17 protein-coding genes are annotated in these 19,146 nt (G+C 70.8%); 12 read left to right on the forward strand and 5 right to left on the reverse strand.

Annotation, left to right across the window (positions count from 1 at the left end; all coding sequences use genetic code 11):
- Positions 1–53 precede the first annotated feature (53 nt).
- Entirely contained in the window at positions 54–827 is a 774-nt protein-coding gene (locus ACT1U9_RS11975) for an SDR family NAD(P)-dependent oxidoreductase (RefSeq protein WP_444538321.1), read from the forward strand.
- A 5-nt stretch (positions 828–832) separates the two neighbouring features.
- Here the strand turns inward: ACT1U9_RS11975 and ACT1U9_RS11980 are convergent, their stop codons facing one another.
- Complete coding sequence (locus ACT1U9_RS11980) at positions 833–2,686, reverse strand: DUF2264 domain-containing protein (protein ID WP_444538322.1); 1,854 nt, start codon at positions 2,684–2,686, stop codon at positions 833–835.
- Between the two features lie 160 nt (positions 2,687–2,846).
- Between ACT1U9_RS11980 and ACT1U9_RS11985 the strand changes: the two genes are divergently transcribed.
- From ACT1U9_RS11985 to ACT1U9_RS12010, 6 genes are all read left to right on the forward strand, one after another.
- Positions 2,847–4,064, forward strand: coding sequence for a substrate-binding domain-containing protein (locus ACT1U9_RS11985; RefSeq protein WP_444538323.1), 1,218 nt, complete (start codon positions 2,847–2,849; stop codon positions 4,062–4,064).
- Positions 4,065–4,168: 104 nt separating this feature from the next.
- Positions 4,169–5,500 carry an ABC transporter substrate-binding protein gene (locus ACT1U9_RS11990; protein WP_444538324.1) on the forward strand — a complete coding sequence of 444 codons (1,332 nt, stop codon included), beginning with the start codon at positions 4,169–4,171 and terminating at the stop codon, positions 5,498–5,500.
- Positions 5,501–5,558: 58 nt separating this feature from the next.
- Entirely contained in the window at positions 5,559–6,494 is a 936-nt protein-coding gene (locus tag ACT1U9_RS11995) for a carbohydrate ABC transporter permease (RefSeq protein WP_444538325.1), read from the forward strand.
- Entirely contained in the window at positions 6,491–7,336 is an 846-nt protein-coding gene (locus ACT1U9_RS12000; RefSeq protein WP_444538326.1) for a carbohydrate ABC transporter permease, read from the forward strand. The genes ACT1U9_RS11995 and ACT1U9_RS12000 overlap by 4 nt, the downstream gene beginning before the upstream one ends.
- A 200-nt stretch (positions 7,337–7,536) precedes the next feature.
- Entirely contained in the window at positions 7,537–8,523 is a 987-nt protein-coding gene (locus ACT1U9_RS12005) for a hydroxyacid dehydrogenase (protein ID WP_444539080.1), read from the forward strand.
- A gap of 135 nt (positions 8,524–8,658) precedes the next feature.
- Positions 8,659–9,354 (forward strand): ester cyclase, encoded by a 696-nt coding sequence (locus ACT1U9_RS12010; RefSeq protein ID WP_444538327.1) that lies wholly within the window; start codon positions 8,659–8,661, stop codon positions 9,352–9,354.
- A 167-nt stretch (positions 9,355–9,521) separates the two neighbouring features.
- On the opposite strand, the gene groL is transcribed toward ACT1U9_RS12010, so the two are convergent.
- The gene (gene groL, locus ACT1U9_RS12015) at positions 9,522–11,150 is read right to left on the reverse strand and encodes a chaperonin GroEL (RefSeq protein ID WP_444538328.1); all 1,629 of its coding nucleotides are present in this window, start codon (positions 11,148–11,150) and stop codon (positions 9,522–9,524) included.
- Between the two features lie 112 nt (positions 11,151–11,262).
- Complete coding sequence (gene groES / locus ACT1U9_RS12020) at positions 11,263–11,571, reverse strand: co-chaperone GroES (protein WP_004955293.1); 309 nt, start codon at positions 11,569–11,571, stop codon at positions 11,263–11,265.
- Positions 11,572–11,887: 316 nt separating this feature from the next.
- Between groES and ACT1U9_RS12025 the strand changes: the two genes are divergently transcribed.
- A complete protein-coding gene (locus tag ACT1U9_RS12025; RefSeq protein WP_444538329.1) occupies positions 11,888–13,339 on the forward strand; it encodes an FtsW/RodA/SpoVE family cell cycle protein in 1,452 nt (483 codons plus the stop codon).
- 53 nt (positions 13,340–13,392) lie between these two features.
- Here ACT1U9_RS12025 and ACT1U9_RS12030 read toward each other — a convergent pair whose 3' ends face one another.
- Together ACT1U9_RS12030 and ACT1U9_RS12035 are read right to left on the reverse strand one after the other, a co-directional pair.
- Positions 13,393–14,109, reverse strand: coding sequence for a hypothetical protein (locus ACT1U9_RS12030; RefSeq protein WP_444538330.1), 717 nt, complete (start codon positions 14,107–14,109; stop codon positions 13,393–13,395).
- Entirely contained in the window at positions 14,106–15,071 is a 966-nt protein-coding gene (locus ACT1U9_RS12035; protein ID WP_444538331.1) for a polysaccharide deacetylase family protein, read from the reverse strand. The genes ACT1U9_RS12030 and ACT1U9_RS12035 overlap by 4 nt, the downstream gene beginning before the upstream one ends.
- Positions 15,072–15,154: 83 nt before the next feature.
- Here ACT1U9_RS12035 and ACT1U9_RS12040 point away from each other — a divergent pair, with 83 nt between their 5' ends.
- The 4 genes from ACT1U9_RS12040 to ACT1U9_RS12055 all read left to right on the forward strand — a co-directional run bounded on the left by ACT1U9_RS12040 (position 15,155) and on the right by ACT1U9_RS12055 (position 19,146).
- Entirely contained in the window at positions 15,155–16,393 is a 1,239-nt protein-coding gene (locus ACT1U9_RS12040; protein ID WP_444538332.1) for a THUMP-like domain-containing protein, read from the forward strand.
- A gap of 95 nt (positions 16,394–16,488) precedes the next feature.
- The gene (locus tag ACT1U9_RS12045; protein WP_444538333.1) at positions 16,489–16,875 is read left to right on the forward strand and encodes a WXG100 family type VII secretion target; all 387 of its coding nucleotides are present in this window, start codon (positions 16,489–16,491) and stop codon (positions 16,873–16,875) included.
- A 34-nt stretch (positions 16,876–16,909) separates the two neighbouring features.
- Entirely contained in the window at positions 16,910–17,212 is a 303-nt protein-coding gene (locus ACT1U9_RS12050) for a WXG100 family type VII secretion target (RefSeq protein ID WP_188276347.1), read from the forward strand.
- On the forward strand, positions 17,212–19,146 hold the full coding sequence (locus ACT1U9_RS12055; protein ID WP_444538334.1) for an RNase A-like domain-containing protein: 1,935 nt from the start codon (positions 17,212–17,214) through the stop codon (positions 19,144–19,146). Before ACT1U9_RS12050 ends, ACT1U9_RS12055 begins: the two co-directional genes overlap by 1 nt.

The following is a 19,146-nucleotide window of genomic DNA, read 5'->3' on the forward strand; positions in this document are numbered from 1 at the left end:
CACCCGGACAGGCCGTCACACCGCTGTCATACGCGGGGCATTACCGTGCGCGTATGACGACTGCACTGATTACGGGAGCGACAGCGGGAATCGGGGCCGCTTTCGCGCGGCGGCTGGCCACCGACGGGCACGATCTGGTGCTGGTGGCCCGCGACGGCAAGCGGCTGCGGGACCAGGCCACCGAGCTGCACGACCGGCACGGCGTGGAGGCCGAGGTGCTGGTCGCCGACCTGTCCACGGAGGACGGCATCGCGGCGGTCGAGGCCCGGCTCGCCGAGCGCAGGAAGCCGGTCGACCTGCTGGTCAACAACGCCGGGTTCGGCAACAAGGGCCGCTATCTGGACGTGCCCATGGCCGACGAGCTGAAGATGCTCAAGGTGCACATCGAGGCGGTGCTGCGGCTGACCTCGGCGGCGACCGAGGGCATGCGCGAGCGCGGTCGCGGCGGGGTCGTCAATGTCGCCTCGGTGGCCGCGTTCGTACCGCGCGGCACATACGGCGCGTCCAAGGCCTGGGTCGTGCAGTTCACCCAGGGCGCGGCCCGCGACCTGGCCGGTTCGGGCGTGCGCCTGATGGCGCTGTGCCCGGGCTTCGTGCGTACGGAGTTCCACCAGCGGGCCGGGATGGGCACCGACAACATTCCGGGCTGGCTGTGGCTGGACGCGGACAAGCTGGTCTCGGCCGCGCTCTCCGACCTCGCGCGCGGGAAGTCGCTGTCGATCCCCGACCCCCGCTACAAGGCGATGATGGGCGTGGTGAAGCTGGCGCCGCGCGGCCTGCTGGGCGGGCTCACGTCCCGCACCGGCCGCAAGTACGGCCCGCAGTAGGAGTTTCAGAGGCCCGTCGTACGGACGGTCGGGGCCTTCCCGTCGAGCGCGAGCTCGTACGTGGTGCCGTCGTCCCAGGTCACGTGGATGGTGCGGTCCTCGACGCGTAGGGCGCCGACCAGGTCGGGGAGGGGAGCCGGGTGCTCCTCCCCCGTCAGGGAGGCGAGCGCGACGAAGAGCGTCGGGCCGTCCCCGGTCACCCCGTCGAGGACCGCCACGTGTGCGTCGGGGCCGAACTGGGTTGATCCGGCGGCCACTACGCGCGCGTGCGGCTCGTATCCCCCGACGGCGTGCAACTGGCCGGTCAGTCCGGGCCCGGTGACGGCCCACCCCGTCTGGCGTACGCGCGTGCCGGGCGGGGCGCCGGTGACCAGATGGGCCCGGATCTCGGCCCGGCCGTGGACCAGCGTGACGGACGCGGTCCGCACGCCCGGCAGCGGTCGCGCGGCGGAGGCGGCCCAGCCGGGGCCGCCGCCGAGGGGTTCGGCGGGGCCCCGGGCGGTGACCGTGCCGTCGCCGAGGACGAGCCCGAAGTGGTTGTCGCGTACGTCCCCGCAGGTCGGGCCCGTACGGGTCGCATAGGCGAACCGGGCGTAGCAGGGGTCCTCGTCCGGGCCGAGGCGGTGGTCGGTGCCGTGGTTGTGCAGCCGGACGACGCCGTCCGAAGCCGTGGACTGGATCAGGGTGTTGGGCGGACCGAGAGTGATGGCCGCGTCCCCGGTCTCGACGGGCAGCGGCTCCTCGACGGCCGTCCACACCGGGTGCTCCGGCGGCAGAAGCAGCCCGAGGAATCCTTTCGCCGCCCAGTACGGGGAGGCCGGGCCCGAATAGCCCTGGACGATCGGCGCGTACGGGCCGTGCCAGCCCAGGGTGAGCAGCCCCCGCTCGTCGATGGCGCCCCGGCCGGGCTCGCGGTCCAGGAAATACGCGAGGGTGCCGGAGGCGAGGCGGCGGGTGGCGCCGGGGGTCAGCGGGGTGTGGCCGGTGAGCGCGCCGAGCCAGGGGGCCGCGGTGGCGGCGAAGCGATAGGTGAGGGAGCGCCCGTACGGCATGGGGGCGCCGTCGGCGCCGAACATCCGGGTGTGGGCGGCGAGATGGGCGCGCAGCCGGGGGCCGTAGCGGTCGAGGAGTTCCCGGTTGTCACCCAAATGAGCGTGCAGGACGGGATAGAAGTGGAGCGCCCAGCCGTTGTAGTGGTCGAAGGAGCGGTCGGGGCCGTCGCTGTACCAGCCGTCGCCGAGGTACCACTGATCGACGTGTTCCAGCGCGCGCTCGACGGTGGCCTTGGCGCGGTCGGTCTCGATGCCGGCGTCCTGGAGGAATCCTGCGACGGTGAGGCCGAAGAACCACCAGTTGTTGTCGACGGGCGAGGGGCCGAGGGCGGGCAGCAGCCAGTCGACGGCCCGCTGGCGGACGCGGTCGTCGAGCCTGTCCCAGAGCCAGGGGCGGGTGAGGCGCAGCCCGAGGGCGACCGAGGCGGACTCGACGACCGCCTGGCGCACCTCGGCCATGCGCGGCCAGGCGTCCGGGCTCGCGCTGCCCGACTCCCCCGTGGGCAGCGGGTGTTCGGTGCCGGACGCGAGGCCTTCGGCGTAGCGGTCGAGGTGACCGTGCGGGTCGTCGCCATGCGCGCCCGCGATCCGCAGTGCGGCGAGCAGCCAGGTGCGGGCGAACCCTTCGAGGCCGTCGGAGCGGGGTCCGGACCAGCTCGGACGGTCGCCGGGCAGATTGATCAGCCCATGTCTCGGTGAGGCGTAGGGGCGTACGGAGAGGAGGAGTTGATCGGCCGCGTTTTCCCAGTGGCCGCGGGTCCAGCCGGTGTACGGGCTGAGCTCATGATCGAGGGGCGGTGTCGGCATGATGCTCCCCGTCTGTGGACTGCGGCGGAATCTAGGGGGCTTGCTGATCGAACGTCAATGGAATCGGACCGAATGATCGAAACACTTGTCGTTCGATCAGGGTGCATTAGGGTCATGGCCCCAGGACACCGGGCGCCACACTGCGAGGGGGACTGCCGCCGTGCGAGAGAGTGCTGCTGAACGTCACGACCGACTGCTGGAGCTGGTGCGCCGGCGCGGCTCGGTGCGGGTCTCCGACCTGGCCGGGCAGTTGGGGGTCTCCCCCGTGACCGCGCGCCGGGACGTGGAGGCGCTGGCCGTACGGGGGCTGCTCGACCGGGTGCACGGCAAGGTCTCCTGGCCGCACACCCAGGGCGCGCCGGGGGTGCCCGCGCAGGGCATACCCGGCAGTGCGGGCGGTGGCCGCGAACTGGTGCTCGGGATGGTGGCGCCGAACGCCACGTACTACTTCGCCGAGGTCATCCGGGGTGCGCACGAGGCGGCGGCCGCCGCCGGGGCCCGGTTGATCCTGCGGATATCCGACTACCGCCCGCAGGACGACCCGGCGCTCGCGGCCGGGCTGGTGGCGGCGGGGGCGGAGGGGCTGCTGGTCGCGCCGGGCTGGAAGGAGCCGCACGATCCGGTCGAGCACGGGCGGTGGATAGGCGAACTGCCGGTGCCGACCGTGCTCCTGGAGCGGCGCGGGGTGCCCGGAGGCGCCCTGGACGACCTGGACCGGGTCTGCTCGGACCACGCTCACGGGGTGCTCCTCGCCGTACGCCATCTGACCGGGCTCGGGCACCGGGCGCCGCTCCTGGTGGCGCGGTCGGACAGCCCTACGGCGGTCGCGGTGCGGGCCGGGTACCGCCAGGCGCTGGACGCGCTGGGGCTCGACGCACCGCGTCCGGTGATCGGTTCGGTCCCGGCGGAGGTGGACCCGGCCGGGTTCGAGGCGGCCGTGCGGGCGCTGCTGGCGGCCGTGGGCGGCGGGGAGGCGACGGCGGCCCTGGTCCACAACGACGTGGACGCGATACGGATCGTGCAGCGCCTCGCCGAGCTGGGCGTACGGGTGCCGCAGGACCTGGCGCTCGTCGCCTACGACGACGAGGTGGCGGCGCTCGCGGACATCCCGCTGACGGCGGTGGCCCCGCCCAAGCACGAAGTGGGGCGGTACGCGGCGCAGTTGCTGATCGAGCGGCTGCGGGGTGCCTCGGCGGCGCCGGGTGCGGAGCCGCGCCGCCATGTGGATCTGCTGCCGCGTCTGCGGGTGCGGTCCTCGTGCGGGGCGTCGCGTCCGGGCGTCGGGGTGCCGGATGCCGGGGCCGGGCTCGCCCCGGGCTCCGTGCCCGGCGACGGCGCCGACTCCCCCGCGAGTCAGCCCATCACCGTTCACTCCTAACTCGATCATTTTTCGATCATTCGAACTTTCGCTCTTGACTTCGGTCAGGAACGGCTCAAGGATCGCGGCCATCGCCTCGTCCCCTCACGTTCAGGAGCCGTTCCGTGAACCGCAGTTGGACCAGATCGACTACCGCAGCCGTCGCCACCGTGACCGCCCTCGCCCTGCTCTCGGCCTGCGGAGGCGGGGACGGCGGTTCCGACGCGGGCGGCGGCAAGGGCACCGCCGACAAGCCCGTCACCCTCACCTTCTGGGCCTGGCAGAAGGGGTCGAAGGACGTGGTGGACGCGTTCAACGCCTCGCACAGAACCATGAAGGTGAAGTTCGAGGAGATACCGTCCGGCAACGCCGGTGGCTACGCCAAGATCTCCAACGCCGTGCGGGCGGGCAACGCGCCGGACCTGGTCGCGATCGAGTACCCGATGCTTCCCGAGTTCGTCAGCCAGGGCGCGCTCCAGGACATCGGCACGTATCTGACCGACGACGTACGGAAGAAGTTCCTGCCGCAGGCGGTTGATCTGACCACGCTGGGCGGCAAGAGCTGGGCGGTCCCGTTCGACGCCGCGCCGCAGACGTACTACTACCGCAAGGACTTCTTCACCAAGAACAACATCCAAGTGCCCAAGACCTGGGCGGAGTTCCGCACCGCCGCCGAGCAGGCGAAGAAGGCCGATCCGAAGGCGCGGATCGCCACCTTCATGCCGGACGACCCGACCACGTTCGAGGCCATGGCCTGGCAGGCCGGGGCCCAGTGGTTCAAGGCCGACGGCGACACCTGGAAGCTCAACACCTCCGACGCCGCCACCAACAAGGTCGCCGACTACTGGCAGGGGCTGATCGACGACAAGCTGGTGCAGACGGCGGTCTCGTTCAGCCCGGAGTGGACCGCCGCGCTGAAGGACGGCTCGACCGTCGGTTATCTCGGCGCCTCCTGGGGCGCTGGCGTCCTCAAGTCGACGCTGCCCGACCAGAGCGGCAAGTGGGGCGTCGCGCCGGTGCCCACCTGGGACGGCAAGCCCGCCAGCGGCATGCTCGGCGGCTCCACCTGGGCGGTGACCAAGGGCAGCAGGAAGGCGGCGGCCGCCGTCGAGTTCGCCACCTGGATGTCCACCACCGAGGAGGGCGTCAAGGCCCGCATCGCACCGGGCACTTCGAGCGCGTTCCCGGCCGACATCTCGTTGCGCCCGGCCGCCAAGAAGGCGTTCGACGCCGGGTTCTACGGCGGCGAGGACATCTACCAGCTCTTCGACGCGGCCGGTGCCTCGATCAACCCCGCCTGGAGCTGGGGCCCGACCACGGGGACGACCAACACCACGCTGAAGGACCAGTTCGGCAAGGTCTCCGGCGGCTCGGTGAAGATCACCGACGCACTGCGGGCCGCCCATGACGCCACCGTGGCCGAGCTGAAGAAGCGCGGCCTGAAGGTCGAGGGCTGAGCACGTGGCCGGGACGGTCCGGACGGCCGGAGCGGACCGGACGCACCGCGAGGCTCGCGTGAACGGCGCAACCGGAACCGCCCGCCGCCGAGACGCCCGCACCACCCGTCGGCGTACCAACGCCGCCGCCACCGTGCTCCTCGCGCCCTTCTTCGTCCTGTTCACCGCCGTGACCGTCGTGCCGATCGGGTACGCGGTCTGGCTGAGTCTGTTCACCGAGAAGCAGTCGGGGCTGGGGTTCGGTGGGGCGAAGTCCGTGTTCAGCGGGCTCGACAACTACACGGCGGCCCTCGGCGACCGGGCGTTCCGCGACGGGTTCTGGATCCTGCTCGGCTACTGCGTCGTCTACATCCCCCTGATGGTCGGCGGGGCGCTCGTCCTCGCGCTGCTGCTCGACTCGGGGCTCGCCCGCGCCCGCCGCTTCTTCCAGCTGGCGCTCTTCCTGCCGCACGCCGTGCCCGGCATCATCGCCGCGCTGATCTGGGTGTACCTCTACACACCCGGCCTCAGCCCGGTCGTACGGGCGATGGATTCCGGCGGTGTCGGCTTCAGTTTCTTCTCGCCCGACGGCGCCCTCCCCTCCGTGGTCAACATCGCGCTGTGGGAATGGCTCGGCTACAACATGGTGATCTTCTACGCGGCCCTCCAGGCCATCGACCGGACCGTCCTGGAAGCGGCCACGGTGGACGGCGCGGGCGCCTGGCGGACCGCGTTCAGCGTCAAAGTCCCGCTGATCCGCGCCTCGTTGGGGATGGTCGCGCTGTTCACCGTCATCGGCTCGCTCCAGCTGTTCACCGAGCCGCTCATCCTCAACCAGGGCAGCGGTTCGGCGGTCACCTCGACATGGACACCGAACATGTACGCCTACACCGCCGCCTTCGCCCGCAACGACTACGGGCTCGCCGCGGCCGCGGCCGTTCTGCTCGCCCTCACCGCCGCGCTGCTGTCCTTCGCCGTCACCCGCCTCACCACCCGGAAGGGGGCGCGGACGTGACCACCCCAAGCCGCTGGCTCTCCAAAGCCGCCGTCAACGGCGCCCTGCTGCTCTCCGTCGGCTACACGCTCTTCCCGCTCCTCTGGCTGATCACCGCGTCCACCAAGAACACCGGCGGTCTGCTCGGCGGCGACGCGTTCTCCTTCAAGGGCTTCGACCTCGGCAGGAACCTCTCCGACCTGGCCTCGTACAACGACGGCGTCTACTTCCGCTGGTATCTCAACTCACTGCTGTACGCGGGCGGGGGCGCGCTGGTCTGTGCGCTGATCAGCGTCGCCGCCGGGTACGCCTTCGACAAGTACCGCTTCCGGGGCAAGGAGAAGCTGTTCGGGGTGGTGCTGCTGGGCGTGCTGGTGCCCTCCACCGCGCTCGCGCTGCCGATGTATCTGCTGGCCAGCAAGACCGGGGTGGTCAACACGTACTGGTCGGTGCTGATCCCCGTCCTGGTGAACCCGTTCGGCGTCTATCTCGCCCGGGTGTTCAGCGCGAGCTACATCCCCGACGAGGCGCTGGAGGCGGCCCGTATCGACGGGGCGGGCGAGCTGCGCGCGTTCTGGTCGATCGGGCTGCGCATGGTGATGCCCGGGTTCGTGACCGTGTTCCTCCTCCAGTTCACCGCTATCTGGAACAACTTCTTCCTCCCCCTGGTGATGCTCTCGGACCAGAAGCTCTTCCCGCTGAGCCTCGGCCTCTACTCGTGGAACTCCAACACCCACGCCGAGCCCTCGTTCTACCCCCTCGTCGTCACCGGCTCCCTCCTCGCCGTCCTCCCCCTCGTCGTCGCCTTCGTCGCCCTCCAGCGGCACTGGAAGGCGGGTCTCACGGCGGGCAGCGTCAAGTGACCGGACGGACGAACAGCCGGTTACCCATGGACAACGCCCCCGTGAGGAGCTCGAGTTCCACCATGCACCACGCCACTGACAACGGCCCGTCCGACAACGGCCCGTCCCAACACCGCCCCTCCGAAGGCGGCCCGTCCGAACACGGCGCATCCGCACACCGCCCCACCGCACCCGCCCGCCGCCCCGCCGTCCTCCTCGCCATGGGCCCCGGCATCGCCGACCGACTGCTCGCCGAGCGGCACCGCGTCCGCCTCACCACGCTCGCCGAAACCGACCCCCGCCTCGTCGCCCACGACCTCACCTCGCCCACACCCCTCGTGGCAAAGGCGCTCGCGACGGCCGAAGTGCTGCTGACCTGCTGGGGAGCGCCCCGGCTCACCGCCGAGGTGCTGGCCGCCGCGCCCCGGCTGCGGGCCGTCGTGCACGCCGCCGGGTCGGTGAAGCACCACATCACCGACGCGTGCTGGGAGCGGTGCATCGCGGTGACCTCGGCAGCCGCGGCCAACGCGCTGCCGGTCGCCGAGTACACGCTGGCCGCGATCCTGTTCGCGGGCAAGCACGTGCTGCCCGCCGCCCAGCGGTACGCCGAGCTGCGCGCCCCGCACGACTGGCTGCGGGCGTCCGACGGCACCGGCAACTACCACCGCACCGTCGGCCTGGTCGGGGCGTCCCGGATCGGCCGCCGGGTGATCGAGCTGCTGCGCCCGTTCGACTTCCGGGTGCTGCTGCACGACCCGTACGTCGACGCGGTCGAGGCGGCGGAGCTCGGCGTCGAGCTCGTCGACCTGGACACGCTGTGCGCGCGCAGCAGTGTCGTCTCGGTGCACGCGCCCCAGCTCCCGGCCACCGAGCGCATGATCGGCGCCCGCCAGCTGGCCGCGATGCCCGACGGGGCGACGCTCGTGAACACCGCGCGCGGCTCCCTGGTGGACGAGTCCGCGCTGCTCGGCGAGCTGGTCTCCGGCCGGTTGCACGCCGTACTGGATGTCACCGAGCCCGAACTCCCGCCCCGCGAGAGCCCGTTGTACGACCTGCCGAATGTGCTGCTCACCCCGCACATCGCCGGGTCGCTCGGCAACGAGCTGCACCGGATGGCCGACCGGGCGCTCGACGAGCTGGAGCGGTACGCGGCCGGGGTGCCGTTCACCGACCCCGTACTCCCGGAGGCCCTGCACCACTCGGCGTGAGCCATCGACGCACCACTCGGCGCGAGCCACTACGCCCCGCCGCACCCCCACCCGCTCCCCCGTCGCTCACCCACCCCGCCTGGTCAAATCTCACTAAAATGGACGTATCGCTCCACGAGCCAGCCGGGAGACACCATGACATTCGCACAGATAATCGACTTCAAGACCGAGCGGTTCAGCGATCTGGACCAGCTCATGGACCAGTGGATCGAGCTGACCAAGGGCAAGCGGACCGCCTCCCACAACGTCATCGGCAAGGACCGCTCCGACGCGTCCCACTTCGTCGAGATCGTCGAATTCCCCTCGTACGAGGAGGCCATGGCGAACTCGAACCTCCCGGAGACCAACCGGATCTTCGAGGAGATGGTGGCGCTCTGCGACGGTATGCCCACCTTCACGGACCTGGATGTGGTGCGCAACGACCAGTTGAACGCTTCAACCGCCCGCCGGTTCTTCCACGAGATCGCCACCGGCGGCAACCTCGACGCGATAGACGAGGTGTTCGCGCGCGACTACGCCGGCCACGACAGCATCAAGGAGGAGGACACGGTCGTCGGCTCCGACGTGCTGCGCGACGACGTCACCGGGTGGCGGTCGGCCTTCGACTTCGCCTTCGACCTCGACCGGCAGATCTGCGAGGGCGACGACGTGGTGACGCTGTGGACCTGGAAGGCCACCCACAAGGGCGACTTCATGGGCATCCCGGCCACCGGCAAGCAGGTCACCATGACCGGCACCACGATCTTCCGGTTCAAGAACGACAAGATCCAGGAAGGCTGGTGGCACTACGACGCCATGAAGCTCATGAAGCAACTGGGCGCCATGGGCTGAGCCACCGGCCCCCCCGGACGGCCCGAGCCACCGCGAGCCTCCCGAAACCCGGAACCCGGACCCCAGACCCAGAACCCGGAACGGGAAAGGCCCCCGCCCCGCCGAGATGGCGGGAGCGGGGGCCTTCACACGTACTACGTACGTACGCAGCCGGACGTCGTACGACGTCAGTGGCTGTGGCCGTGACCGTGGCCGTGACCGGCGTCGGCCTCTTCCTCGGCCGGCTTCTCGACGACCAGGGTCTCGGTCGTGAGCAGCAGGGAGGCGATGGAGGCGGCGTTCTCCAGGGCGGAGCGCGTCACCTTGACCGGGTCGATGACGCCGGCCTTGACCAGGTCGCCGTACTCGCCGGTGGCGGCGTTGAAGCCGTTGCCCTTCTCCAGCTCCGCCACCTTCGAGGTGATGACGTAGCCCTCAAGACCGGCGTTCTCGGCGATCCAGCGCAGCGGCTCGACGGCGGCGCGGCGGACGACCGCGACACCCGTGGCCTCGTCGCCGGACTTGTCCAGGCCACCTTCGAGGACCTTGACGGCGTGGACGAGCGCGGAGCCACCGCCGGAGACGATGCCCTCCTCGACCGCGGCGCGGGTCGCCGAGATGGCGTCCTCAAGGCGGTGCTTCTTCTCCTTGAGCTCCACCTCGGTGGCGGCGCCGACCTTGATCACGCAGACACCGCCGGCGAGCTTCGCCAGGCGCTCCTGCAGCTTCTCGCGGTCCCAGTCGGAGTCCGTGGCCTCGATCTCGGCCTTGATCTGGTTGACGCGACCGGCCACGTCGGCGCTGTTGCCGCCGCCGTCGACGATCGTGGTGTCGTCCTTGGTGATCGTCACGCGGCGGGCGGTGCCCAGCACGTCCAGACCGGCCTGGTCGAGCTTGAGGCCGACCTCCTCGGCGATGACGGTGGCACCGGTGAGGGTGGCCATGTCCTGGAGCATCGCCTTGCGGCGGTCGCCGAAGCCCGGGGCCTTGACGGCCACGGCGTTGAACGTGCCGCGGATCTTGTTGACGACCAGGGTGGAGAGCGCCTCGCCCTCGACGTCCTCGGCGATGATCAGGAGCGGCTTGGAGGCGCCGGCCTGGATGACCTTCTCAAGCAGCGGCAGCAGGTCCTGGATCGAGGAGATCTTGCCCTGGTTGATCAGGATGTACGGGTCGTCGAGGACGGCCTCCATACGCTCCTGGTCGGAGACCATGTACGGGGACAGGTAGCCCTTGTCGAAGGCCATGCCCTCGGTGAACTCCAGCTCCAGGCCGAAGGTGTTGGACTCCTCGACGGTGATGACACCGTCCTTGCCGACCTTGTCCATCGCCTCGGCGATGAGCTCGCCGACCTGGGCGTCCTGCGCGGAGAGCGCGGCCACGGCGGCGATGTCGGTCTTGTCCTCGATCGGGCGGGCGGTCGCGAGGAGCTCCTCGGACACGGCCTTGACCGCCGCGTCGATGCCCTTCTTCAGGGCGGCCGGGGAGGCGCCGGCGGCGACGTTGCGCAGGCCCTCGCGGACCAGCGCCTGGGCCAGCACGGTGGCGGTGGTGGTGCCGTCACCCGCGATGTCGTTGGTCTTGGTCGCCACCTCCTTCACGAGCTGGGCGCCCAGGTTCTCGTACGGGTCGTCGAGCTCGACCTCGCGGGCGATCGTGACACCGTCGTTGGTGATGGTGGGAGCGCCGAACTTCTTGTCGATGACGACGTTGCGGCCCTTGGGGCCGATCGTCACCTTGACCGTGTCGGCAAGCTTGTTGACGCCGCGCTCAAGGGCGCGACGGGCGTCCTCGTCGAACTTCAGGATCTTCGCCATGGCAGCGGTTCAGCCCTCTCGGAAAACTCGGTTAATGAAAACTGCGCCCCTCGCCGCCCGGCTAGCGGGATGACCAGGGGCGCAGCTCAGGCACATGTGCCGGGTGAAGCGATTACTTCTCGATGATCGCGAGCACGTCGCGAGCCGAGAGGACGAGGTACTCGTCGCCGTTGTACTTCACCTCGGTGCCGCCGTACTTGCTGTAGAGCACGACGTCGCCGACCTTGACGTCGAGCGGCAGGCGCTCGCCGTTCTCGAAGCGGCCCGGGCCCACGGCGAGGACAGCACCCTCCTGGGGCTTCTCCTTCGCGGTGTCCGGAATGACCAGGCCGGAGGCCGTGGTCTGCTCGGCGTCGAGCGGCTGGACCACGATGCGGTCCTCAAGCGGCTTGATGGCAACCTTGGAGCTGGCGGTCGTCACGATCCGGTCTCCCCCTTCGGAGATCTCACGGGGTTAACTGTTTGGGGTGGCGACCAGGTGGATCCGTCGTCGCGGGTGCCGGACCTGCCCGTCGCTGTGTTGGCACTCTCCGGTGGGGAGTGCCAGAAGCGAGACTAGGACGGCGGTTAGCACTCGGTCAAGCGGAGTGCCAAGCCGACGGCCGTGGCGGCCGGATTCGCGAGCGTGAGGGCGTTTTTCCGTTTCGGGTTGTTTCTTACCCATGTGGACTTTGCGACACCGTTTCTTGCCCCCGAATCATCGCCATACGGGCATAAGGGTCCCTAAGGTCGGACGGATGAGGACGATTCGTACGGGCCTTCGGGCGGGCGCGGGCCCGGGGCCGGGGGCGGAGCCCGGGCCGGGGGCGGGCCTTGAGCCGGAGGCCGCGCGTGCGCCGGCGCCCGCGCCCGGCCGGGCTTTCGCCTTGGCCCGGCGTCGCACCGAGGCGCTGCTGCTCGCGCTCGTCGTGGTCGTGACGGTCGGCGGCCACGCCTGCGTGTCGGTGGCGGCGACCGGTGAACTCCCGCGCGCCACCGCCGAGTTCGCGGTCTGCATGACGTTGATCGCACTGTCCGGGCACCTCGTCGTCCGCCGGTTCGCCGCGTACGCGGACCCGCTGATCCTGCCCCTGGCCGTGCTCCTGTCGGGCCTCGGGCTGGTGCTGCTGTACCGGCTCGACCCGGCGTACGCGCGGGCGTACAAGTCGTTGCCGACCGCCTCCGGGCAGCTGATCTGGACGGTCATCGGGCTGGCGGGATGCCTGGCGGTCGTGGCGCTCCTGCGCGACCACCGGCGCCTCCAGCGCTACATCTATGTCTCGATGGCGGTGGCGCTCGTCCTGCTGATGGCGCCGTCGCTGTTCGGCGCGGACACGTACGGCGCCAAGCGCTGGATCTACCTCGGGCCGTTCTCGCTCCAGCCGGGCGAGTTCGTGAAGATCCTGATCACCCTGTTCTTCGCGGGCTACCTCGTCACCCACCGCGACTCGCTGGCGCTCACCGGCCGCAAGGTCCTCGGCGTCCGGCTGCCGCCGGGCCGCCAGATGGCGCCGCTGGTGGCGATCTGGGTGCTGAGCCTGCTGGTCCTGATCTTCGAACGCGACCTCGGCACCTCGCTGATCTTCTTCGGCCTGTTCGTGGTCATGCTGTACGTGGCGACCGAGCGCACCAGCTGGATCGTCTGCGGGGTGCTGATGGCGGCGGTCGGGGCGTACGTGGTCGGCTCGACGGAACCGCATGTCAGGGGCCGGATCGTGGCCTGGCAGCACCCCATGGACGTGTTCCTGCCGCCGGACCAGCGGCCGCCCGGCCTCACCTCCGACCAACTGGCGCAGGGCCTGTTCAGCTTCGGCAGCGGCGGCCTGACCGGTACGGGCCTGGGCGAGGGCCACCCCGAGCTCGTCGGCTTCGCGGGCCGCAGCGACTTCATCCTGACCACGGTCGGGGAGGAGCTGGGGATGGCCGGGGTGATGGCGGTGCTCGTCCTGTACGCGCTGCTCGTCCAGCGGGGCCTGCGCACGGCCCTGGCGGCCCACGACCCGTTCGGCAAACTCCTCGCCACGGGCCTGGCGGCGGCGCTCGCCCTCCAGGTGTTCGTGGTGGTCGGCGGCGTAACAGGCCTGATCCCCCTCACCGGCAAGGCCCTCCCGTTCCTGGCGAAGGGAGGATCGTCCCTGGTGGCGAACTGGTTGATGATCGCGCTGCTGATCAGGGTGAGCGACGCGGCGGGCCGCAGAGCGGCCCTTTAGGGGCGCGGGGAACTGCGCGACAAGCCCCCACCGGCCCGCAGAAAAACGCCCCCCTACACGTAATCCTCCAACCGCCCCACAGTGAACCCCTGTTCCTGAATGCGGCGCAGCATCCGCGCGGCCCGTGCGGCAGGTGTGCCGGGGCCGGTGCAGCGGGCCAGGACGATGTCGCCGGGGCGCAGCCGCGCCCCGGAGCGGTAGCGCAGCGCATCCCCCCGCGCGGACATCGACGCCCGCCACAGCACCAGCGACCGCACCCCACACGACCGCGCCGCCCGCAGGGTGTCCGCGTTGTACCCCCCGGACGGCGGCCGGAACAGCCGCGGCCGCGTCCCGCGCCCGCAGATCTCCGCCCGCTGCCCCTCGTACGGCAGTGCCCGCAGGTCCACAGCGCGGCCGGACGGGGCGAACGTCGAGACCGGCAGTTTCAGCTCGCGCACCATCCGCTGGAGCGCCGGGTCCCGTACGGCCCCGTCGTACGTCACGAAGACGACCTTCTGCCGCTCCGGCAGCGGCACCCGGTCCACCACGAACGGAAGCGCGAGCCGGCGCGCGGGAGGCGCGGGGGCGGGCGGGAGCGGCACCGCGAGCCCCCACCGCCGCGCGGCGGCCTCCCGGCCGCCCCTGCCCGGCGCGACCTTCGCCGCCGCCTTGCGGCCGAGCCGCCCGATCGGGTCGACGGACTGAGCGCAGCCCGCCAAGGAGAACAGCGAGACCGCGAGCGCACCGGCCACCAGCAGACCGGCCAGCCGCCGGTGCGCGCGTGTCATACGTAATCCTCCAGTCTGGCCACCGCGTACCCCTTGTCGGTGACCACCTTCATGACGTTGCGGATCATGTCGGGCATGGTGCCCTTCCAGTCCTCGCGACCGCGGAAATGGGTCAGGATGATGTCGCCGGGGTGCAGGTCGCGGTCCCACTCGCGCCACTCCATGTGATCGGGAAACGCCTCCGCCGCCCACAAGGGCACGGCCTTGACGCCACACGACTGAGCCGCGCGCAGGGTGTCCTCGTTGTAGTTGCCGTACGGCGGCCTAAAGAGCCGGGGCCGTTTGCCCGCCCACTTCTCGATCCTGTCCTGCTGGTCGCAGATCTCGTGGTGCTGCGTCTCGTACGAAAGCGCGGGCATATAGCGGTGGTTGAGGGTGTGGTTGTTGAGGGTGACGCCGAGGCCCTGCATCCGCTTGAAGTACGGGTAGTCGGTGCGGACGAGGTAGTCGCTGAGGAACGCGCTGTAGGGGATGCGCAGTTCCTGCATCATCTTCAGCAGCGCCGGGTCCTTCTCGGCACCGTCGTCGATCGTCAGGAAGACGATCCGCTTCTTCGTCGGCACGGTGGTGAAGACGGGCGGCAGCGAGTCCCCGCCGTCGGTCTCGAACCCGGGCCGGTTGGTGATCTTCGGTTTGACGGCGGGCGGGGCGGGCGCGGCCAGCGGCACCTTGGCCAGCTTCCACTTCCTGGTGGCGGCGACCCTGGCCGCCTGCGCCTCCTTGAGCTGGTCGGAGTAGCCGGCGAGGGCGCGGGCGGCGTCGTTCTGGTACGCCTGCGAGCCGCCGGCGGGCTTGGCCCCGTGCCGCCCGCCGCCCGGCTCCTCGGCGGCGCACCCGGAGGCGAGCGCGGCGGCGACGAGACCGGCGAGGACGAGGCAGGGGGTGCGGTGCCCGTGCGGCGCTCTGCGCGATACGCACGGTCCGTGTGGTCCGGATTCTTCCTTTTGTCGTACAAGCTGCATGCCGCCGCATCCTGTCAGCGCCCGGCCGGATCGCCGGGGCGACACCCGCCACGGGACGCGCCCCGTCCCCCGCCTGGCCCACAATGGGGCAGGTGAACGACCTCGACTCCTTCCGCGCCCTGCTCACCCCCGAGGGCCTGGGCCTGCTGGACTCGCTCCGCGACTACGACCCGTCCCAGGAGCTGGCGGTGGCGACCCGGCTGCGCCGCACGCACGCCCCCGAGCTGGTCTCGGCGGCGCTCGCCCAGGCGCGGCTGCGCCAGCGCGCGGTGGCGAAGTTCGGCGCGGACGACGCGTACCGGATGTTCTTCACGCCCAACGGCGTCGAGCAGTCGACGCGGGCCACGGTGGCCGCGTACCGCGCCGGGGTCTTCGCCTCGCACGGCGTACGCGGGGTCGCCGATCTCTGCTGCGGCATCGGCGGCGACGCGCTCGCGCTGGCCCGCGCGGGCATCGAGGTCCTCGCGGTGGACCGCGACGAGCTGACGGCCGAGGTCGCCCGCGCCAACGCGGCGGCGCTCGGGCTCGCCGGGCTGATCGAGGTGCGGTGCGCGGATGTGGCGGACGTGGACACGTCGGGGTGGGACGCGGTGTTCGTCGACCCGGCGCGGCGCGGCGGACGTGGCCGTATCTTCGACCCCGAGGCGTACTCGCCGCCGCTGTCGTGGGCGGTCGGGGCGGCTCTGAAGGCGCCCTTCGCCGCCCTCAAGATCGCCCCCGGCATCCCGCACGAGGCGATCCCGCCGGAGGCCGAGGCGGAGTGGATCTCGGACGGCGGGGACGTGAAGGAGGCGGTGCTGTGGTTCGGCGGCGGGGCCGCCGAGTCCCCCGGCACCGGCGGGATGCGCGGCGCCGTCACCCCCGGCTCCGTCCGCGCCACGCTCCTGCCCGCGCACGCCTCCCTGTGGACCTCGGCGCCGCTCCCGGCCCCGCCGGTGGGACCGGTCGGGCGGTATCTGTACGAGCCGGACGGCGCCGTCATCCGCGCGCATCTGGTGGCCGAGATCGTCGCGGCGAGCGGCGGCCGCCTCGTCGACGAGACCATCGCGTACGTGACGAACGACGAGCCGTACGACTCCCCGTACACCACCGCGTACGAGATCACCGACGAGCTTCCCTTCAACATGAAGAAGCTGAAGGCGCTGCTGCGTGAGCGCGAGGTCGGGATCCTGACCGTCAAGAAGCGCGGCTCGGCGGTCGAGCCGGAGGAGCTGCGGCGCAAGATGAAGCTCCAGGGGCGCAATTCGGCCACCGTGTTCCTGACCCGGGTGGCGGGAGCACCGACGATGCTGGTCGGACATCCGGTGGCCGCCCCGGCGTAACGCTCGTCACATCCCCTCCTCTTTGCAACTGCTCTGTTGTCACAGGGCGTTGTTAGGGTGCAAGAGATCATCCAGACGTTCGGGGGAGGCGATTTATGGACAAGAAACCTGATCTCGGCGTGCCCCACGAGGACGGGCTCAAGACGCTGGCCCGCGATCTCGACGAGATGCAGCGCCATCTCGACAAGCAGGTCCGCCGGATGGACGGGATCGTCGACCGGATCGAGGCGGGCTGGAAGGGCCCGGCCGGGTCGGCCTACCGCGATCTGCACCGGGGCGCGGCCAAGGACGCCGTGCGCATCCGGGGCGTCCTCCAGGTCATCGAGGAGGCCGTGCGGCTGAGCCGGGACGGGTTCAGCGAGCAGGACCTCGAAGTCCTGGCGCGGATGCGGGAGATACAGAACCACGTCGACGTGGCCCGCGAGGCCGACGCGCTGCAGGCGCCCGAGCCGGGCCCGCGCAGCAGCATCGCCGATCTCTGAACCGTACGAACGCTCAACGGGGGAACAGGGGAACATGCCCGACGACGACCACATAGCCGTCAGCTTCGGCACGCTGCGCGAGCTCGCCGGAGAGCTGGAGGACATCCTCAAGCAGCTCAACGAGAAGCTGGGCTCGCTCTACGACCGTACCGAGAAGGTCGTGCTGACCTGGGACGGCGCGGCCCGCGAGGCGTTCGTCGACGAACTCGACCGCTGGGACCGCGACATGCAGGACCTCCAGGCCCGCCAGGCCTGGCTCCACGAGGTCGTCACCACCGGCCACGCCAACTACGCGTCGGCCCACCGGGCCGTGCTGCGCGGCTGGGGGGCCGCCTGATGGCCACGCCTCCCCCGCCGCAGCCGTCGGCCTCGGCCTCGCCGTCTGCGGGCGACGTCAAGCCCTCGCACCCGGACCCGGGCAAGACGCCCTCGCCGTCGCCGGGCACCGCCCCCGACCCCAACTACAAGCCGCCGCCACCGCCGCCCACCGGCCCCGACGGCCTGCCCAGCGACAAGCGCCGCGAGTGGGAACGGGAGCAGCTCAAGCAGCCGAAGCCCGACGCGAACGGCGGCTTCGACGTGCGGCCGGGCCATCTCTACTACGCCTCCGCGCTCGTACGGGACGAGCAGTTCAACTTCCACAAGGCCGGAAACCAGCTGGTCGAGGACGTCCACAAGCGTCAGGCCGCGGGCAAGGGGGACGGCCCGGACGCGTTCGCCGCCGCGTACACGGACGTCGCCAAGCGGTTCCTGGACGTGTGGGCGCGCAGCATCCAGAGCATCGGCGGTGTCGCCGTCGGCCTCACCACGACGGCCGACCACTACCAGGCCGCCGACTGGGCGGCCGCCGGGATGAAGCACGACGGCCCGGCGCCCCGCCAGGATCCGCCGATCGGCGTCGGCAACACGCACTACGGCCCGGTCGCCTCGATCCAGTGGACCGGTACGGGCGACGGCACCGACGTCCCGTTCCTCGCGGCGCTCGGCGAGATCCCGGACTTCATCGCCTGGGCGATCGAGCCCGCCATCAAGGACGGCCTGCGGCTCGGCAAGACGTACGACATCACGCCGGGCGCCGAGACGGACGACCTGCGCAAGATCGGCGACGCCTGGCACGCGGCGGGCGAGGCGGCCAAGACGTCCGCGCACAACTTCGCGGACATCATCGGCGGCATCACCGACGGCAAGAACAACGACTGGCAGCACGCCATGAACGGCTTCTGCCAGTCGGTCTGGGGCACCACCTCCTGGGGCGAGCCGCGCAGCGAGGACGGCAAGGCCGTGCCCAAGGGCGGTACGGGCCGTGAGTGGCGCACCAACCCCGACAAGGCGCCGGGCGACCGCCAGCCGATCATCGAGATCCTGGTGAAGACCGGCACCGCGGTGCAGAAGATCTTCCACGACGTGGCGCAGGTGGCCGACACCACCCGGGCCACCACGTCACGGCTCGGCGCGGAGGCCGGCAAGGCGACCATCAAGGACATCACCGAAGACCTCGACTTCGAGGAGATGACCAAGCTGGCGGCCAGGATGATGGTCGTGGAGATCGCCATGAAGTTCCGCTCCCACATGGACAAGGACGGGGTCGACCACGCGGTCGACGGTTACCAGAAGGCGTTCCACGAGGCGGCCACCGCGCTCAAGGCGCTGCTTCCGGAGCTGGACGAGGCGTTCGACAGCGCGCCCACGTACCTGGCGGAGGAGGCCAGGGCGGAGGCGTACGGCGCGCGGTCGATGGACGAGTTCAAGCAGAGCCACCGGTGGACCAAGCCGGGCAACACCGACCTGGGCATCTACGACCTGGACCTGGCCTCCACGGAGTGGCTGGAGAACTCGCACACGATCAACAAGCACGTCGGCCTGACCGACGAGCAGCTCGCCCAGCGCCTGCGGGACGAGCTGAAGGGCCCGGTGAAGCCGGAGAGCTCCTGGCCCTACGGTCAGCCGAGGCTGGCGAACGCGTCGACGTTCAAGGACCTGGATTCGGCGCAGCGGGTCACCCAGTACAACATCGACCAGAACAAGCAGGCCATCAGCGAGTGGATCGCGAAGCATCCGGACAAGGGCGCGCCGCTTGAGTTCACCTCCGACCAGACTCCGTACGGCGTGACCGGCCGCAGCATCGACCGGCAGGAGATGCGGACCGACCCGAACCCGGTGGGCAAGGCCGAGGACACCTACGGCGTCAAGACCAAACTTGTCTACAATCCGGATCTCGATCCGCCGTTCACCGTCATGACGTCCATGCCGGTCGTGGGAAAGAAGCCCTGA

The sequence above is a fragment of the Streptomyces sp. BR1 genome (assembly GCF_052373795.1).
Classification (GTDB): domain Bacteria; phylum Actinomycetota; class Actinomycetes; order Streptomycetales; family Streptomycetaceae; genus Streptomyces.

What these genes read in the sequence shown, in the direction of transcription:
- ACT1U9_RS12050 (WP_188276347.1), top strand. Translation starts at nt 16,910, where the DNA reads ATGCCCGACGACGACCACATAGCCGTCAGCTTCGGCACGCTGCGCGAG.
- ACT1U9_RS11980 (WP_444538322.1), bottom strand. Translation starts at nt 2,686, where the DNA reads ATGCCGACACCGCCCCTCGATCATGAGCTCAGCCCGTACACCGGCTGG.
- ACT1U9_RS12045 (WP_444538333.1), top strand. Translation starts at nt 16,489, where the DNA reads ATGGACAAGAAACCTGATCTCGGCGTGCCCCACGAGGACGGGCTCAAG.
- ACT1U9_RS11975 (WP_444538321.1), top strand. Translation starts at nt 54, where the DNA reads ATGACGACTGCACTGATTACGGGAGCGACAGCGGGAATCGGGGCCGCT.
- ACT1U9_RS12035 (WP_444538331.1), bottom strand. Translation starts at nt 15,071, where the DNA reads ATGCAGCTTGTACGACAAAAGGAAGAATCCGGACCACACGGACCGTGC.
- ACT1U9_RS12040 (WP_444538332.1), top strand. Translation starts at nt 15,155, where the DNA reads ATGGGGCAGGTGAACGACCTCGACTCCTTCCGCGCCCTGCTCACCCCC.
- groL (WP_444538328.1), bottom strand. Translation starts at nt 11,150, where the DNA reads ATGGCGAAGATCCTGAAGTTCGACGAGGACGCCCGTCGCGCCCTTGAG.
- ACT1U9_RS12005 (WP_444539080.1), top strand. Translation starts at nt 7,537, where the DNA reads ATGGGCCCCGGCATCGCCGACCGACTGCTCGCCGAGCGGCACCGCGTC.
- ACT1U9_RS12025 (WP_444538329.1), top strand. Translation starts at nt 11,888, where the DNA reads ATGAGGACGATTCGTACGGGCCTTCGGGCGGGCGCGGGCCCGGGGCCG.
- ACT1U9_RS12055 (WP_444538334.1), top strand. Translation starts at nt 17,212, where the DNA reads ATGGCCACGCCTCCCCCGCCGCAGCCGTCGGCCTCGGCCTCGCCGTCT.
- ACT1U9_RS12030 (WP_444538330.1), bottom strand. Translation starts at nt 14,109, where the DNA reads ATGACACGCGCGCACCGGCGGCTGGCCGGTCTGCTGGTGGCCGGTGCG.
- ACT1U9_RS12010 (WP_444538327.1), top strand. Translation starts at nt 8,659, where the DNA reads ATGACATTCGCACAGATAATCGACTTCAAGACCGAGCGGTTCAGCGAT.